The following is a 17,742-nucleotide window of genomic DNA, read 5'->3' on the forward strand; positions in this document are numbered from 1 at the left end:
TACGCCCGATAGAGAGGATTCATTGCTTGCAAAGATTTAGCGCTTCACCGCTACGTATTTACTTTCAAAAAAGTAATTTTCACAAAAAATTTTGGCAAAAACTTTTGAGATATCATACAATCCAGCTATGAGGCTAGTAGTTGAAGTCAGTTAAAACGGTCTAAATAACTAAAAAATTCAGTCGGTTGTAAGCAACTGTAAGTGTTAGTTCTGGGCATTTTTTCACTTTCAGTTTTTTCCAGATTTTTGCCAAATGGTTATTCCCAGAAACCAGATATTTCTGATTCCCTTTGTGCCAATGCACCTCACAAATTTTTTACCCTCGCCAAGAATGGCTAGAGTTTTGGAATTTATAAACTTTAGACGCTAAACTGCTTGTCAGCTATTAGCTAATTTTACTCTTGCTCGAACTCTGAAAAACATTGGTAGATGCCTTGAGCCGGAATGGGATTCCTTGCTGTTGTTTGGAAAAAATCATGAAACAACGGTAAGTCTATCGAATTTAAGGTCTTTGTGTACTAACATTGGATATTTGCACATAATGCTGAAAAAAGCAACCCTCTCAAGAATGATAAAACTTTTCGTTTTACATAACTTTACGTTGTAAGTTGTTTGCTAAAGTCCTTGCTTTTTGTCGAAAACTATGAAAAGCTTTGTTATGTTACTAACTACGGTAATTCGATCAAGTTATAGTAGTTATTAGCTGTAAATCTACTGGCAGCCTTGTCTTAAGGAGCCGCAAATTAAGGCTACTAGTAAGCCGTCAAGTAGAGAGGCAAACAGATTTCTGAATATTTTGCAGCATCGATGGGGTGAAGACTTGATGCTTAAGACTTTATCGATGGAGGGGAAATTGTAGATGCTGAAGACGTTAACAACCGATTTTGAACTTGACCTCGAAGCAGATGTGCTTGTAATTGGGGGTGGGCCGGCTGGAACTTGGGCGGCATGGAGTGCTGCATCAAGTGGATCTAGAGTCGTCCTAGTAGACAAAGGATATTGTGGCACGACTGGATGCGCTGCTGCATCTGGCAATGGAGTCTGGTACGTGCCACCCGATCCAGAAGCACGGGAAACAGCAAAGGCGAGTCGGGAATCGTTGGGTGGGTTTTTATCCGATCGCAACTGGATGGATCGAGTACTGAATCAGACCTATGCAAACGTTAATCAGTTAGCAGAATGGGGTTATCCCTTTCCCACCGACGATGAAGGAAAACCCTATCGGCGATCGCTGCAAGGGCCGGAATATATGCGGCTGATGCGGCGGCAAATTCAACGAGCTGGAGTCAAGATTTTAGACAACAGCCCCGCCTTAGAATTACTAGTAGATGACGATGGTGCTGTTACTGGTGCAACAGGTGTAAACCGTCAGACTGGTGAGAAATGGATAGTGCGATCGCAGTCCACAATTATCGCAACAGGTGGCTGTGCATTTCTGAGTAAAGCGTTAGGATGCAACGTCCTGACAGGGGATGGTTATTTAATGGCTGCTGAAGCTGGTGCCGAGATGTCGGGTATGGAATTTTCCAATGCCTATGGCATCTCTCCGGCTTTTTCTTCAGTTACCAAAACCCTGTTTTATAATTGGGCAACCTTCACCTACGAAGACGGTACTGTGATTCCGGGGGCAAGTTCTCATAGACGTTCAGTAATTGCCCAAACATTACTGCAACAGCCAGTTTACGCCATCATAGACAAAGCGGCGGAATCGATGCGGGCATCTATGCGTTTAGCGCAGCCCAACTTCTTTTTACCATTTGACCGTGCAGGTATCGATCCATTTACTCAACGTTTTCCTGTGACTCTGCGCCTAGAGGGAACTGTGCGCGGTACGGGAGGAATTCGGATTGTCGATGAGAGTTGTGCCAGTTCGGTGCGGGGACTTTACGCGGCGGGAGATGCCGCTACACGCGAACTGATTTGTGGCGGATTCACTGGCGGTGGTAGTCATAACGCGGCTTGGGCAATATCTTCTGGCTATTGGTCAGGGAAATCGGCTGCTGAATATAGCCGCAGTTTAGGGGAACAGAAAACTCAACGCCAAGTTAAGGGCGTTGGAGAGGTAGGATTACATAGTGGGAGCGATCGCTCTCAAACCTTAGCGACTGATGAAATTATTCAGGCAGTCCAAGCTGAAGTATTCCCCTACGAAAAGAACTATTTCCGTACAGAACAAGGCTTAACCGAGTCTTTGGGTAAGCTAAATCATCTTTGGCAAGAACTTCGCAGTAGCCAGGTAACGTCAGAAAAAGAGCTTCCCAGGGCGCGAGAAGCTGCGGCGATGGTAGCCACAGCGCGATGGATGTATAGCAGTGCCATTGAACGAAAAGAAACTCGTGGTATGCACAAACATCTAGATTATCCAGAACTTGATGCTAACCAGCAACATCACCTAATTAGTGGCGGATTAGATCGAGTCTGGGTGAAGAGTCAGCCTTTACATAGTACAGAAAAGTCACAATCCAAAATAGGAGCATTAGTGTGATTGAGTTGGTCAGCGAGTCGCGGTGCATAAAATGTAATATCTGCGTGAACATTTGTCCAACCAACGTGTTTGACAGAGTACCCGATGCGCCGCCAACCATTGCTCGACAGAGTGACTGCCAAACCTGTTATATGTGCGAATTGTATTGTCCAGTTGATGCTCTTTATGTTGCACCAGAAAGCGATGTGACGACATCGGTCAACGAGGCAGAATTGGCAGAAGTTGGGCTACTGGGTAGTTATCGTGAAAACATTGGTTGGGGACATAAACGCACTTCAACAGCAAAAGCCGATCAAACATTCCAAATTCTGAAGCAGATGAAATAGTAACGCGATGTGCAACTTATCCTTAGAACCCCGCTTCCATTCCTCTCCCCCACAGGGAGAGAGGCTTTGATTATTGCTCCCCTTCCCTTGCAGGGAAGGGGTTGGGGGTTAGGTCTGAGAGAAAGTTGCACACTATAGTACGGCAAAGAAAAGAGTCATGTTAGCAATCACAGTAGGAACAGCTTCTATCAGTAAAAATCAACTTTCTTCCAGATTATCAACCTCATTGGCTTGTATCCTACTGCTACTAACTACAGGATGTAGCCAAGGCGAAACTAAATCTGCTCAATCGATTAATGCCAATAGTGCTAGCGTTGTAGCTGCAACTAACAACGTTTCTACCCTACGAATAGGTTATGTAGGCAGTTCAGAACCTACAGGATCGCTTGGTTGGGCAAAGAAAAAGGGAATATTAGAGCGCGAGCTACAAAAACTAGGATTTAACAACATTACTTTTGCGCGATTTCCTAACGGGCCGGATCTAAATGAAGCTCTTGTAGCAGGGCAATTAGATGTTGGTTCTTTAGGGGATACACCAGCGATAGTTTTGAGAGCTAGGGGTCAGGAAACCCGACTGCTGCGGATCAGCCAATTTAATACAACCGCCTGGTTAGTGGCGAAAAAGAATGGTGCGCGATCGCTTGCTGAACTTAAGGGTCAAAAAATAGCTACCCAAAAAGGTTCTTATATGCATCGATACCTGCTGGGTCTGTTAGCTGAAGCTAAAATTGCTAAGGATGTAAAAGTTGTCCACTTGATGACTACTGAGGCAAAAGCGGCTTTAGAACGTGGTGATGTAGCAGCTTATGCAACTTCAAGCGATCTCGGCCCTTTTCTGAAATCACAAGGGTTTCCAGTGATTGATTCTTCGGCGAATCATAAAGGTTTGTCTGGAACATCATTAGTTGTAGCAACTGAAAGCTTTCTGGCTAAACAGCCTGATTTTCCCCAGAAATTTAATGCAATTCTTACAGAAGCGACCAAAGATTTAAAAGCTCATTCTGAAGAATATTATCAGTATCATGCTCAAACTACTAAATATCCCATTGATATTATAAAAGTATCGTTCCCACTCAAACAGGTGTCAGAAGAACCATTACCAGCCGAGGGTGTGAAACTTTTAGAAGGGACAAAGAATTTTTTAGTTTCGCAGGGTTTAGCAAAGTCGAACTTTAAATTAACTGATTGGGCTGCTAAAGAACAGCCGCGTTAATTTTATCCGTCTTAGCTTGTTATGCGACAATACTCCTCAACTGGAGAAAGATTTTATGACTATTGCTGTAGCTGCCAATGTCTACAACTTTGTGGAGAAGGAACCGATCGGCAAAGCTGATTTTCGAGATTTTATCTTTACTAATCTCGCCACATTATATGTAAAGAAAAATCCCAACTTCTTCAAAGAACTGCTGTTAAGAAGAAAGTAGACAACCTTCTTAATCAGTAATATCTACCCAATCCAATTGAAAAATCAGGTAGAACCTATGACTATTGCATTAGACCGTCCCAGAAAAACTAAGTCTGCTCAAATCCGCGAAAAACTTGGTTATCCGATTATCGACACCGATGTACATACCCAAGAATTTCCCCCAGCATTCTTGGACTATTTAGAGCAAGTTGCTGGAACTGCGATCGCACAGCGTTTTCAAGAACACTTACCCGGTGCATCTCGCTCTAAATGGTTCAAGCAATCTTGGGATGAACGCCGCGCTAACCGCACCGCCCGCCCTCCTTTCTGGACTCGTCCCACTAACGACGCCCTAAATTTAGCTACCGTAAGTTTGCCAAAGTTACTCCACGAACGCTTGCAAGAAGCTGGTACAGACTTTGCAGTTGTGTACCCCAACTTGGCAACAATGGCTCCACACATCGGGAATGAAGAAATGCGGCGGGCTGTTTGCCGTGCAACGAACACGTACCACGCTGATATTTTCCGTCCTTATAGCGATCGCTTAACACCCATTGCGGCCATTCCCATGAATACGCCCGAAGAGGCGATCGAAGAGTTGGAATATGCGGTGAAGATTTTGGGACTCAAAGCAATTCAAATCCCCGGACATGTCCGCCGCCCAATTCCCGCCTTCGAGAAGTATGGCGAAGAAGTAGCCAACGAAGCCATCTGGATTGATACTTTTGGCTTGGATAGTAAGTATGATTACGATCCCTTCTGGGCGAAGTGCGTGGAACTGAAAGTTGTACCCACCACCCACTCTTCCGGTATGGGTTGGATAAATCGGCGTTCGATTAGCAATTACCAATACAACCATATTGGTCACTTTGCATCGGCTGCGGAAGCACTATGTAAATCTCTGTTCTTTGGTGGTGTAACTCACCGCTTCCCCACACTCAAGTTTGCCTTTTTAGAAGGAGGTGCAGCTTGGGGTGCTAGTTTGTACACCGATTTGATTTGGCACTGGGATACCCGCAATAAAGACCATTTGGTGGAAAATAACAATCCCGCCAATGTTAATTATGAAGAACTGCTAGAATTTTATACCCGCTATGGTGGCGAACAAGTACATGGTCGTTTGGATCGACTAGGCAGTGGTTTAGGTTTCCACGCTGACTTAATATCTCCTCTAGAACCAGGTGATTTGGATGAATTCGCCTTAGCAGGAGTTACAAAGCCAGAGGATATCCGCGATCGCTTCTTGAATAATTTCTACTTCGGCACAGAATCAGATGATACCCGTGTAGCTCAAGCTTTTAACCGTAAAGCTAATCCTTATGGCGATCGCGTTAAAGCCTTTTTAGGTTCTGATTCTGGTCATTGGGACGTACCTGATATTACTGCGATCGCTGCCAATACCTATTCAATGGTAGAACGCAAGATTATCAGCGAAGAAGATTTGCAATATTTCCTGTCAATTCATCCCTTGGAGTTGTACACCAGCCTGAATCGTGACTTTTTTAAGGGTACGGCTGTCGAGAAAACAGCAGATGAATTTTTGGCTGGGAAAGAGACGCGATAAATCGTCGTCTCTACAAGAATCAATCATTTGTAGAGACGGCGATTTATCGCGTCTTTGCCAATGTCTATAAACCATTTGATGAGGGTAAACTATCATGACGATCGCTCTAGACCGTCCACAAAAAACTAGGTCTGCTCAAATTCGGGAAAAACTTGGTTATCCGATCGTTGACACCGATGTACATACCCAAGAATTTGAACCGGCAGTCTTGGATTATTTAGAACAAGTTGGTGGAACTGCACTTGTCGAACGTTTCAAAGAGAATTTACCAGGATCTTCCCGCTTTAAGTGGTACAAGCAAACTTGGGAAGAACGTTTTGCTTCTCGCACCAATCGCCCTAACTGGTGGGGTCGTCCGACAAAAAATACTTTGAATTTGGCTACCATTAGCTTGCCCAAGTTGCTGCACGAACGCTTGCAAGAAGCTGGTACAGACTTTGCCGTTGTGTACCCCAACTTGGCAACAATGGCCCCGAATATCGGCAACGAAGAAATGCGGCGGGCTGTTTGTCGGGCAGTTAACCACTACCATGCTGATATTTTCCGTCCTTATAGCGATCGCTTAACACCCATCGCTGCCATTCCCCTGCACACTCCCGAAGAAGGGATTGAAGAGTTGGAATATGCGGTGAATGTTTTGGGACTCAAAGCAATTCAAATCCCCGGTTATGTTCGTCGTCCAATTCCTGCCTTTGAAAAATACGGCAAAGAAGTCGCTAACGAAGTAGTTTGGATTGATAACTTTGGCTTAGATAGCCAGTATGATTACGATCCATTCTGGGCTAAGTGCGTAGAACTGAAAGTTGTACCCACAACTCACGCTTCTAGCCAAGGTTGGACAACACAGCGTTCTGTCACCAACGCCCAGTACAATCACATTAATCACTTTGCCTTTGCAGCCGAAGCATTATGCAAATCGCTGTTCTTTGGTGGAGTTACTCGCCGCTTCCCACAATTAAAGTTTGCCTTTTTAGAAGGTGGTTCAGCTTGGGGTGCTAGTCTATATGCCGATATTATTTGGCACTGGGAAACCCGTAACAAACAACATCTGTTGTCACATAATAATCCTGCCATTATTGACAAGGAAGCATTAGTAGAGTTGTACACTCGCTACGGTGGCGAACTTGTAGATGGACGCTTAGATAAAATTGGTGATGGTTTAGGATTCCACCATCAACTATTAGCACCAGAAAATCCAGGCGAACTTGATGAATTTGAACTAGCAGGAATTGAGAAGCCAGAAGATGTGCGCGATCGCTTCTTGAATCACTTCTACTTCGGTACGGAATCAGACGATACCCGTGTAAGCCAAGCCTTTAATCGTGCAGCTAATCCATTTGGCGATCGCGTTAAAGCCTTCTTGGGTTCAGATTCCGGTCACTGGGATGTGCCAGATATCACCGCCGTTACTGCCAACGCTTACTCAATGGCAGAACGCGAAATCATTACCGAAGAAGACCTCCGCTACTTCCTCTCAATCCATCCCTTGGAGTTGTACACCAGTCTCAATCAAGACTTCTTCAAGGGTACAGGTGTTGAGAAAGCCGCAAACGAATATCTTGCGACCAAGAAGTAACTGTCATTAGTCATTAGTCATTAGTCAATTTGCAAAGGACTAATGACTAATGACAATTCTTTACAACGTTCCATGTTCCATTTCCTCTGTTCACTTGTAGAGTGGGCAAGACTCACTCTACATTTCTCTTAAATAAAAATAACGAACCGCAGAGGCGCAGAGGACACGGAGAAATGAGAGTTGAAAAATATCCTAAAACTGACGCAAAAATCTTCTCTCTGCGTCTCTGTGGTTCGTTAGATAATTTATTTCTTGGAAATCCCTAAAAGGATGATTTAATTATGGTACTAGATATTACAAAACCAAAGGATTACATTGACCTAGCAACTTCTCTATCCAAGGAACTTGCTCAATCCGCAGTTGCACGGGATGCTGAAGCTGGAGTTCCAGAAGAGGAAATTAATAAACTGCGTGAAAGTGGACTGCTACCACTGATTGTACCTAAGCAATATGGTGGCATTGGAGCTACTTGGATTGATGCCTTAAAAATTGTCAGAAAATTATCAAAAGCAGATGGTTCAATAGGTCAGTTGTATGGTAATCATCTCAATTTGACGGCTTTGGGTCACGTTTCCGGCACGCCGTCCCAAAAAGAAAAATATTATAGAGAAACTGCTAAGAAAAACTTATTTTGGGCAAATGCTATTAATACGCGGGATACAAGGCTGAAAATTAACCCAGAAGGCGAGAATTTTCGGGTTAATGGTGTTAAAAGCTTTGGTACAGGTATTTCCGTCGCAGATTACCGCGTATTCTCCGCTTTGGAAGATGGCGTAGAATTGCCTTTCATATTCATAATTCCCAAAGACAGAGAAGGGTTAGTTTCTAATCAAGATTGGGATAATATTGGCCAACGTCGCACTGATAGCGGTAGTTATACATTTAACAATGTTCTAGTAGAAAAAGATGAGATTTTGGGGCCACCAAATCCTCATGATAGTGCCTTCTCAACTTTTCTTGGTATTATTGCCCAGCTAACAAAAACCAACGTTTATCTAGGAATTACTAAAGGAGCCTTCGCTGCTGCTCGTGAATATACCAAAACTACTACTCAACCGTGGATTACATCAGGAGTAGATAGTGCGACTCAAGACCCATATATTCTGCATCATTACGGTGACTTTTGGGTGGAAATTCAAGCTGCGATCGCTCTAGCCGACAAAGCAGCCGAAAAGGTGCAAGCAGCGTGGGAAAAGGATGTATCGCTGACTCATCAAGAAAGGGGAGAAGTAGCGATCGCAGTTTCCACAGCCAAGGCATTAGCTAGTCGTGTAGGTATAGATATTACCAATCGCATCTTTGAAGTTACCGGAACTCGCGCCACTGCAACTAAATATGGATTTGACCGTTACTGGCGGGATTTACGAACCTTTACCCTGCACGATCCTGTGGACTACAAATTGCGTGCGATCGGGGATTGGGTACTCAACGAGCAGCTACCCGTCATCACCCAATATTCTTAGGAACAAGGGACTGGGAACTAAGGAAAATTTTTCCTAAAACCCAATATTTAAGCTGTCTACTCACTGTCTTGTAGGGTGGGCGTTCTTTAATCTCCACCTTACTTACCTAAATCTAAAATCCAAATCAAATATTGATATGACTCAACTAAAAACACTTCCTACCTACGACCCAAGTTTATTTGAGGGAGCCGCTGAGGGCTACGCTCAATATAGAACCAAATACCCACCTGTTGTATTCGACAAACTAGCCGAAATATTTAATCTCAATGGTCAAGGACGACTCCTTGATTTGGGTACTGGCCCAGGATTAATTTCAATTCCTCTGCGAACCAAATTTGAAGAAGTTGTAGCGATCGATCCCGATCCAGAAATGATTGCAGAAGCCAAACGCCAAGCAGCAGCAGTCGGAGCAAATAATATTACTTGGTTAGAACAAGGAGCCGAATTAATCGACTCTAGTTTAGGGAAATTTAAGTTAACCACCATTGGTAGAGCCTTCCACTGGATGGAACGCGAACTAGTGCTTGAACGCCTTTATGAATTGCTTACTGATGATGGTGGAATAGCACTGCTTCAGACTGGTGATAACCCTTGGGAAAGCAATCTACCTTGGAAACAAGCTGCTGTTGGAGTAGTGAAGAAATGGTTAGGTGAAGAGCGGCGGACTGGACAACGAGGACAAGGCATTCGTAAACCACTCGATCCTCCTCATGAAGTCGTAATTGCCAATTCGGCTTTTGCTCGCCAAGAAAACTATGAAGTGCTATTTGAAAAATCTTGGACTGTCGATAGCTATCTTGGCTATTTATACACTACAGCCTTCTCTTTGAAAATTTTCTATGGCGATAACGCCCCAGCATTTGAAAAGGATCTTAGAGAAGCGCTACTAGCAGTTGAGCCGTCTGGACATTTTACAGAAGAACTCAAAGCTACAATTTTAGTCGCTTGGAAGCACTAGCAAAATTGAAAGCTAACAAGACAGAATTTCACTTACAAATTTCCATCTTCCACTAGCACGATATTGGAGTGGGCCTTTCTCACTCCACTTCCTAAATTTTTACCTCCAACTATTAAATTTTCAGTTCCTCGAGTCGTTGCAGGGTGGGGTAATACCCACTCTTTTCCCTCATCTCATAAATAATGTTTTGAAATCTAAAAAACCATTTAATTATTGTAAAACTCAAATAAATTAATAGAGAATATTTTTGTTTTTATATTGCAATTACTCATTATTTTTATAACCACCTAGAGAGGAATCAATAAAACAACCTATGCTACCTTTAAAAGGAAAGTTTGAATTCAGAAAAAGCCAGAGAACAACACGCCGTTCCTTGTTGTTTGCTTTGGGCTACTGCTTAATGCTATCGACGGCTCTATCGAGTTGTAGCGAAGCAAAAAATAACACTCAACAGTCGGCAGCTTCCCCTGAGTTAGTGGCTTCATCTAGCACTACACAAAAGTCAACTGAGAAGCAAGTAGTAAGGATTGTACGTTCAAAACAACTTACCGCTCTAGCAGTTTTAGAAAAGCAGGGTTCCTTAGAAAAGCGATTAGAGCCTCTGGGTTTTAAAGTACAGTGGGCTGAATTTGCGGCTGGGCCTCAACAGCTAGAAGCTCTGAATGCAAATGGACTAGATATTGCATCTACAGCAGAATCACCTCCTGTCTTTTCACAAGCAGCAGGAGCGCCCCTTGTTTATCTAGCTACTACACGTCCCAGTGGTAAATCAATTTCACTTTTAGTTCCTGTAAACTCCCCGATAAAAAGTGTTAGCGATTTGAAGGGGAAAAAAGTCGCTTTCCAGAAAGCTTCTATCGGTCACTATTTATTGGTTAAAGCCTTAGAAGATGCAGGACTAAAACTGAGTGATGTCCAATCAGTTTTTTTAGCCCCGCCAGATGCAAATGCGGCATTCAGTCAGAGCAAAGTTGATGCTTGGTATATTTGGGAGCCATTCGCTACCAGAAATGTACAAAAGAAAATAGCTCGTGTTTTAGCAGATGGTGATAAGTTGCGGGATACTGGCAATTTTTACTCAACCTCACGCCAATTCTATCAGGCTCATCCTGATGCGATCAAAGTGTTTTTAGAGGAGCTAGAAAAGGCAGAAATCTGGACTAAGGATCATCCCAAAGAAGTAGCACAACTCCTTGCTCCTGTAACTCAGCTAGATCCACCAACTCTAGAAATAATGCATAAGAAATATGACTATGGGTTACTACCAATCACTGATAAAACCATTATTAAGCAACAGCAAGTTGCAGATAAGTGGTACAGCTTAGGACTTATCCCCAAGAAGGTAAATGTTAGAGACGGGTTTTTGACACCTGAAGAGTACGCCAAAATTACTCCGTCAGAGGTGTTAGCGAATAAGTAGTAACTCTCGGTTCGCCCATTTTTTCGGGAGTTAAAAGAAAGGCTACTCAGGGGTAAAAGATTGACCACAAAGTTGAGTATAAATAGTGGTCGGGAACTCAGGTAAAACAAGAATACGTTCCTGTAGAGCGAAAGAGCAGTCAAATGTGCATAAACTTCTTTTTTAACCTCACTCAAGAATAGGTAAATTTCCTTAAATACAGCAAGAAGTTTTTCAGCAGTAGGACGCGTGGTTTCTCGTTTGGGATTCCCAACATAAAATCCAGTTAGCTTTTCTTTATTTTTCTCCAGTTGCGACGAAACTGAAACTCTAAAAGGGTCAAAACACGCGAAGTAATTAGAAAGTGGTCGAATTAATCTGCAAATAAATTGGATCTGCTTTGGTATAGTTTTGACTATCTATTTTTCCTAACTCAATCAACTACCCCAAGCTCAGGCGAAGCCAGCTTGGGGTTTCTAGGTTTCCCAAGTCGTTTATAGCAATTTCAGTACAAGATTTTTGACGTTTTACGCGACTTAGTTGCTTCAGACTTCCAGTATTGTTTCGTTTACTGGTGTTTGAAGTAGAGCTAGAGCCATCATAGCTCTAGAAAAACTATTCTGTTCTGTGGATGACTTCTGTCAAACCTTTGAACCACAGTGGGGGCACCAACTGTTGGGTAATGAACTAATGGGCTGCAAAAAAGAAAGCGCGTAGTTTACCGCCGTAGGCATCGCAGTCTGTGTTTGAGTGAGATCGTGACGATTCCGATTGGCTTTCATCAGTCTTGTTACCGGAATTTCAAATCCTACTACCAGGATAAAGTACAGGTTCAGTGGCAAGCATACTTCCCCGGTTTGGTCAGCTACCATCGCAATGCACGAGTCGATGCCTAGTAGAGAGTTGCTTATGTGTGCTTATCTGCGCTCCTGTTTTGGCTCCTGTAAGGGCATCAGTTTTTTGGATTCTACCACCAGATTGAGCATTTTCGTCACCGATCGCCTGTCAACTGCCTAGTCAACATCGTAGTAAGGTTTAATCGCCTACTGCCATCAACCTAAGAAGCCTGCGATCGCCATAGATCGCAATTTGCTTTCTGCGGCCTAATCTTAACCCGAACTCAGGTTATACCAATTCTCTATGAAGATGCACAGAATAAAACCCTTGAAACTCCATGCCCGACAAGGGACTTATTCTATGCAGCCTCACATAGATTTGGTATTAAATTAATAATTTTTTTAGTTGTGACTATTCTGTTAAAGACCAATTGATTCAACTTGGTACTGGTCGAGATGGCACACCAGTTATTGCTTGACATTTAATACATTTTACTGTTGCCTATTACAAAGGTAAAGCAGATGACCTTATATATCTGATTTTTTATGAATTATTCTCAATAAGCTTGCTAAATTACTGAAAATAGTTTTCAATACTTTTCTAAGTATCGCGCAATTAATTACAGTCTGATGGATCTGAATAGAAAAATAATGAAGTTAGAGTGGCTTGTTTCCAGTATGTTACTGGCCTGCTCAATGGTTGTATTAAGCACAAATCCTACTAGAAGCGAAGAAATATCCACAAAAGAGTTTCAAAAGCGAAGACCAGCTAATAATACTATAAGTTATTCTCAACAAGTATCTCTGTCGAGCAGAGTACAGTCAGTGAAATCGACAGCAGAGATTAGGGAAGTCAATAAAAGAGAACGTCCGATCTCCAACGCCCAAATACTTGTGCAGACACCAACACCAATAACACCTGCTCAAAAAATTGTACAAGTTACGGGAGTTAAAGCTAATCCCACTGACAAAGGTGTCGAGGTAATTTTACAAACTTCCCTTGGGGAACAGTTGCAAATCACAAATCGTAGTGCAGCTAATAGCTTTATTGTTGATATTCCTAACGCCCAACTACGTTTACCCAGTGGCGAGGTATTTACATTCCGCTCAGACAAACCAATTGCAGGTATTACTGGGATAACGGTCACTAATTTTGATGCCAACACTATCCGGGTGACAGTGACTGGTGAGGCGGGTGTCCCTACTGTTGAATTGTTTGACAGTCCGAATGAAGGGTTAATTTTTAGCGTTGCGAGTGCGGCTGCTTCTAGCCAACCATCAGCACAAACGCAACCAACACCTCAACCAAATCAGCCAGCAAGTGAGACACAGCCAACTCAACCAGCAGCATCAAGTGATGAACCGATTGAATTGGTAGTAACGGGCGAGCAAGATGGATATCGCGTAGAAGATTCCTCAACTTCTACCAAGACGGATACTCCTCTGCGCGATATTCCCCAGTCGATTCAAGTTATCCCTCGACAGTTGATTGAAGAGCAACGGATAACCCGCGTCAGTGATGCGTTAAGAAACGTCAGTGGCATCCAAGAACCGGCTAGTACGACCCGTAATATATTCGATGTACCGATCATCCGAGGCTTTACCCCTAATAGTGATGCTATTTTGAGAAATGGTCTGAGAGAAAGAACAAGTAGCCGTATTCCTTCTGAGACTGCCAACCTAGAACGTATTGAAGTTCTCAAAGGGCCTGCTTCTGTTCTGTACGGTCAAGGTTCGCTCGGAGGCACTGTCAATTTAATCACGAAACAGCCCCTAAGTTCGCCTTACTACTCAGTGGAAGGTACAGTTGGCAGTTATGATTTTTATCGGAGTTCTTTAGACATCTCCGGTCCCTTAACTTCCGATAAAACACTGCTATATCGCCTGAACGCTGCTGTGGAAACTTCAGGAAGTTTCGTCGATTTTTTGGAAAGGCAACGTTACTTTGTTTCACCCGTCTTAACGTGGCAAATCGATCGGAATACAAAGATATCATTTGAATCTGAATACTTAGCAACTCAGCAACCAGATGATTCCGGTTTGCCAGCTAGAGGGACTGTGCTGTCTAATCCAAATGGTAAAATCCCCCGGAATCGCAATATTGGAGAACCTTTTGATGTCTCAGAGTCAGGGAACAACCGTAACGTCTTGCGACTTGGCTATAATTTTGAGCATCGCTTCAACGAAGATTGGCAAGTCCGAAATGCCTTCCAAGCTTCGTTTTCTAACTACCCCAACAACCGGATATATATCCTTCCCACCTCTCTATCAGAAGATGGGCGCTTGTTGTCAAGAACTGTGAGAACGTTCCCAGCAGGAGGCTACGATAACACTTATTCTTTGGATACTTATGTTGTTGGAAAGTTTAAGACGGGCAGCATTCAGCACCAAATAGTAGCTGGTTTTGATTTATTTAGGGAGGTTTTCGGAGGTGCACAAATTAATCGTTCCATTGCGCCACTTGATTTGTTCAATCCGGTATATACTCAGACGCTAGGAGGGATTATTGGTGACCCATTTGATGATGAAACGACATCGGACTCGTTAGGCTTTTATCTTCAAGACCAAATCGCGCTCTACAATAACCTCAAGTTATTGCTAGGCGGCCGTTTCGATATTGTTAATCAAACATTTGAAGACTTTATAGACTCGTCGAATAATGATTTTCAACAAAACGAAGCCTTCAGCCCTCGCGTTGGGATTGTCTACCAGCCCATCCCAGCAATTTCGCTCTACGCCAGCTATAGTCGCTCATTTCAACAAGTTATTGGTACAACCTTTGATAACAGTTTATTCCAGCCAGAAAAAGGGACTCAATACGAGGTAGGCATCAAGACAGATTTAAATGATAAAGTCTCAGCAACACTAGCGTTTTACGATCTGACTCGTTCTAACGTGCTGACTAACGATCCAAACAATCCTGGCGAGTCTATTCAAACAGGCGAGCAAAAAAGTCGAGGAATTGAGCTAAATATTGGTGGGGAGATTTTGCCCGGCTGGAACATTATTGGGGGCTATGCCTACACTGATGCTAGCGTCACAAAAGACACTAATTCTCAGCTTGTTGACAACATACTGAATAATGTACCGAAACACGCCTTTACCTTGTGGACGACCTATAAAATTCCTGAAGGTGACTTGCGGGGTTTGGGGTTTGGTTTAGGACTATACTACGTTGGCGATCGTCAGGGAGACTTGGCAAACACGTTCGAGTTACCAAGCTATTTACGCACTGATGCTGCTGTTTTCTATGAGCGAAATAATTTCCGATTAGCGCTCAACATTAAAAATCTGTTCGATATTGATTATTATGCATCAGCTCAACGTAACCTCAGCGTTTTTCCAGGAGAGCCGCTGACGGTACAAGGAACGATTTCCTGGGAGTTTTGATGATATTAACCCAAGTTGCTAGTAGTTCGCTTTCCCCAAAATTGCTGGGTGGAGATCGGCAGGGGAGCAGGGGAGCAGGGGAGCAGGGGAGCAGGGGAGCAGAGGAGAGGCAAATACCAAGTTCTTTCCCCTCTGCCCCTCTGCCCCTCTGCTAACCACCATGCAAAGTTGACTTGCCAGACTACTAGTTATAGGGGAGCGCGATACCTTTTAATACGTCTGCTACACGTAGCTTGCTTAACAGAAGGGGTACGGTAAGCTTCTCTACAAGACGCTCCGCGATCGCTAACGCACGCAACGACTTAAGCAATAAAATCCCCTTTAGTCAGAAAATTCGCAGGGGCAGATGTTAAATGAAACAATTGCGATCTATCCTATCATCCACGGTCTGCTGAAAGCGATTGGACACCGTGAAGATATTTGTTGTCTCATGGTGTGATGCATAAATAATCTGCAACTTGGGTTATTAGGAATACTATGGGAGCATTTTCCATGAGGTCACTCAAATTACGCCAGATTGCTTTTCATTTACACAGGTACATTGGCCTATCTGTAGGACTGCTGCTTGTTATTGTAGGCTTAACAGGTAGCTTGCTGGTATTTGCAGACGAAATCGACCACTTCTTGCTTTCTCACCAGATTGGACACGTAATTCCCCAAGGACAACGTGTTTCCATAGAGTCCGAGCTATATACTGTGAAGGCGGCTTATAAAAATCAGCCAGAGCTTCAAGCTATTGTCATTCGCACCCCACTAGCACCAGATGTGCCACATCAAGTCTTGCTCAGATCCCCTAAAGGAGAGATTACAGAGGTCAATGTTAATCCCTACACGGGTGAGATTATGGGCAGTCGCAACGGCGATCCCAGCTTCAGGACTTCGATCCTAAAATTACACGAGCAACTCCTAGCTGGCGAAATCGGAAGGCTAATTTTAGGCATAGTTGGCCTACTTTCATTCTTCCTCAGTATTACAGGGATATTACTGTGGCCTGGTTGGAGAAAGCTGATACCTGGTTTCAAAATCAAGTTGAAGGCACATCCAAAGCGAGTGAATTTTGATATTCATAAAGTCATAGGTATTATCGCAGCCATCTTCCTGGGATTAACAGGTTTTACTGGATTCTGTTGGAATTTCGAGCATTTCACACAACCCATCATTTATGCACTTACTTTAACTCCCAGTCTACCCGATCCCGTTTCTCAACCTTTGCCTGGTCGGACACCGTTGCAACTTGGACAGATTCTCAAGAAAGCTGATGCGGCTCTACCAAGTGGTGCAACTACTTTTATTATCTTGCCCACGACCCCAGAGGCAACTTTTTATATAGCCAAGAAATTACCCCATGAAGCAGAATCTTCTGGTCGCAGTCGTTTATGGCTCGATCGGTATACAGGCAATCTGGTGCAAGTTAAAAATACACTAGAGGCATCTCTTGGCGACCAAATTTTTGACTCCTTTATACCATTGCACTTTGGTACTTTTGGCGGATTACCAACGCGCATTCTTTATGTTTTTGTTGGACTTACACCACTGATTTTGTTCATCACTAGCCTTGTGATGTATCGCTACCGCTATCGGGCAAAATCTATACGACAACTCTAGGGCTTAGGCACTGTACAAACTAACTCTAATGCGTATCACACAAAATGTCCGTTTTCAGCGCTGATTTAGTTGCATATTTACTGTATTGGGTGTTAGGTATGGCTCAAAAGCCCAAATTTTGTATAGTGCGTCAGTCCTAAACTCTTGTTCGTATTGACGAACACTTGAAGTGTTGAACCGCTCGAATCGAAGTTAAAAATGTATTCTATCAGTCCTCGCATCATCACGCGCTCCGGGGCTGTCCTCTACAAATGCATCAAACACGCTAGATAAGATCGGGTGTTGAGTATGGTTCTAGGTTTACCTTTTTACAAAAACCACATAACCTGCTATTCGTCAATACTAAAAGGGCTGCCTTGGGAGTTACATTATATAAATCCAATAGAATATTCGTAAACAATAAGTAATATCTATGAATACTTGCTTGCCAAATGCAACTTATTCCTATTAAAGTACATAAGTAGTTAATTGAGAATCATTTGCATAATTAACAAAAAATTTACTCACATTAAAGTTTAGTGCAGAGTCTTTCAATTAAGTAGGATAAGACTTAAACGCTGTATAAACGAATCATCTTGTGTACTCATGTAGATAACTCATTTCAGACTTTTAAAAACCATTTTTATGTGAGATACGTCGCTGATAGCAAAGCGTTAGCAAGTCTTCTCCCAAGGGGAACAAGCGTCACAGCCCTCCGCACGCATCGCCAAAAAATAGTTGACAAATCTAGCTAAA

Annotated in this window: 11 protein-coding genes and 2 pseudogenes; 12 read left to right on the plus strand and 1 reads right to left on the minus strand. The window is 43.2% G+C overall.

What is annotated here, in order from left to right; translation table 11 throughout:
• Positions 1 to 859: 859 nt before the first annotated feature.
• The 9 genes from V7L01_RS09975 (at position 860) to V7L01_RS10015 (ending at position 11,197) form a co-directional block, all read left to right on the plus strand.
• Positions 860 to 2,485 carry an FAD-binding protein gene (locus V7L01_RS09975; RefSeq protein WP_335034263.1) on the plus strand — a complete coding sequence of 542 codons (1,626 nt, stop codon included), beginning with the start codon at positions 860 to 862 and terminating at the stop codon, positions 2,483 to 2,485.
• The gene (locus tag V7L01_RS09980; protein WP_185582283.1) at positions 2,482 to 2,811 is read left to right on the plus strand and encodes a 4Fe-4S dicluster domain-containing protein; all 330 of its coding nucleotides are present in this window, start codon (positions 2,482 to 2,484) and stop codon (positions 2,809 to 2,811) included. The genes V7L01_RS09975 and V7L01_RS09980 overlap by 4 nt, the downstream gene beginning before the upstream one ends.
• 157 nt (positions 2,812 to 2,968) lie before the next feature.
• Positions 2,969 to 4,024, plus strand: coding sequence for an ABC transporter substrate-binding protein (locus tag V7L01_RS09985; RefSeq protein WP_335034265.1), 1,056 nt, complete (start codon positions 2,969 to 2,971; stop codon positions 4,022 to 4,024).
• Between the two features lie 55 nt (positions 4,025 to 4,079).
• A complete protein-coding gene (locus V7L01_RS09990) occupies positions 4,080 to 4,235 on the plus strand; it encodes a hypothetical protein (protein WP_335034266.1) in 156 nt (51 codons plus the stop codon).
• 57 nt (positions 4,236 to 4,292) lie between these two features.
• Complete coding sequence (locus V7L01_RS09995) at positions 4,293 to 5,780, plus strand: amidohydrolase family protein (RefSeq protein ID WP_335034268.1); 1,488 nt, start codon at positions 4,293 to 4,295, stop codon at positions 5,778 to 5,780.
• Positions 5,781 to 5,874: 94 nt separating this feature from the next.
• Positions 5,875 to 7,356 carry an amidohydrolase family protein gene (locus V7L01_RS10000; RefSeq protein WP_335034270.1) on the plus strand — a complete coding sequence of 494 codons (1,482 nt, stop codon included), beginning with the start codon at positions 5,875 to 5,877 and terminating at the stop codon, positions 7,354 to 7,356.
• 281 nt (positions 7,357 to 7,637) lie between these two features.
• Entirely contained in the window at positions 7,638 to 8,819 is a 1,182-nt protein-coding gene (locus V7L01_RS10005) for an acyl-CoA dehydrogenase family protein (RefSeq protein WP_335034271.1), read from the plus strand.
• A 136-nt stretch (positions 8,820 to 8,955) separates the two neighbouring features.
• On the plus strand, positions 8,956 to 9,777 hold the full coding sequence (locus V7L01_RS10010; RefSeq protein ID WP_335034273.1) for a class I SAM-dependent methyltransferase: 822 nt from the start codon (positions 8,956 to 8,958) through the stop codon (positions 9,775 to 9,777).
• Positions 9,778 to 10,090: 313 nt separating this feature from the next.
• Positions 10,091 to 11,197: an aliphatic sulfonate ABC transporter substrate-binding protein gene (locus tag V7L01_RS10015; protein ID WP_335034275.1), complete on the plus strand. Its 1,107-nt coding sequence runs from the start codon at positions 10,091 to 10,093 to the stop codon at positions 11,195 to 11,197.
• Between the two features lie 42 nt (positions 11,198 to 11,239).
• Here the strand turns inward: V7L01_RS10015 and V7L01_RS35425 are convergent.
• A pseudogene (locus V7L01_RS35425) lies at positions 11,240 to 11,525 on the minus strand (IS1634 family transposase); the annotation flags it as partial.
• Positions 11,526 to 11,773: 248 nt separating this feature from the next.
• Here V7L01_RS35425 and V7L01_RS35430 point away from each other — a divergent pair.
• From V7L01_RS35430 to V7L01_RS10030, 3 genes and pseudogenes are all read left to right on the plus strand, one after another.
• Positions 11,774 to 12,283, plus strand: a pseudogene (locus tag V7L01_RS35430) (hypothetical protein).
• A gap of 554 nt (positions 12,284 to 12,837) precedes the next feature.
• Positions 12,838 to 15,402 (plus strand): TonB-dependent siderophore receptor, encoded by a 2,565-nt coding sequence (locus tag V7L01_RS10025; RefSeq protein ID WP_335034278.1) that lies wholly within the window; start codon positions 12,838 to 12,840, stop codon positions 15,400 to 15,402.
• A 492-nt stretch (positions 15,403 to 15,894) separates the two neighbouring features.
• The gene (locus V7L01_RS10030; protein WP_335034280.1) at positions 15,895 to 17,007 is read left to right on the plus strand and encodes a PepSY-associated TM helix domain-containing protein; all 1,113 of its coding nucleotides are present in this window, start codon (positions 15,895 to 15,897) and stop codon (positions 17,005 to 17,007) included.
• Positions 17,008 to 17,742 lie beyond the last annotated feature (735 nt).

This window comes from Nostoc sp. (assembly GCF_036917095.1).
GTDB lineage: Bacteria > Cyanobacteriota > Cyanobacteriia > Cyanobacteriales > Nostocaceae > Nostoc.

Bases quoted from the DNA above. Each gene is read 5' to 3' on its own strand.
- V7L01_RS10010 (WP_335034273.1), top strand. From the start codon at position 8,956: ATGACTCAACTAAAAACACTTCCTACCTACGACCCAAGTTTATTTGAG.
- V7L01_RS10005 (WP_335034271.1), top strand. From the start codon at position 7,638: ATGGTACTAGATATTACAAAACCAAAGGATTACATTGACCTAGCAACT.
- V7L01_RS09975 (WP_335034263.1), top strand. From the start codon at position 860: ATGCTGAAGACGTTAACAACCGATTTTGAACTTGACCTCGAAGCAGAT.
- V7L01_RS10030 (WP_335034280.1), top strand. From the start codon at position 15,895: ATGAGGTCACTCAAATTACGCCAGATTGCTTTTCATTTACACAGGTAC.
- V7L01_RS10000 (WP_335034270.1), top strand. From the start codon at position 5,875: ATGACGATCGCTCTAGACCGTCCACAAAAAACTAGGTCTGCTCAAATT.
- V7L01_RS09985 (WP_335034265.1), top strand. From the start codon at position 2,969: ATGTTAGCAATCACAGTAGGAACAGCTTCTATCAGTAAAAATCAACTT.
- V7L01_RS10015 (WP_335034275.1), top strand. From the start codon at position 10,091: ATGCTACCTTTAAAAGGAAAGTTTGAATTCAGAAAAAGCCAGAGAACA.
- V7L01_RS09995 (WP_335034268.1), top strand. From the start codon at position 4,293: ATGACTATTGCATTAGACCGTCCCAGAAAAACTAAGTCTGCTCAAATC.
- V7L01_RS09990 (WP_335034266.1), top strand. From the start codon at position 4,080: ATGACTATTGCTGTAGCTGCCAATGTCTACAACTTTGTGGAGAAGGAA.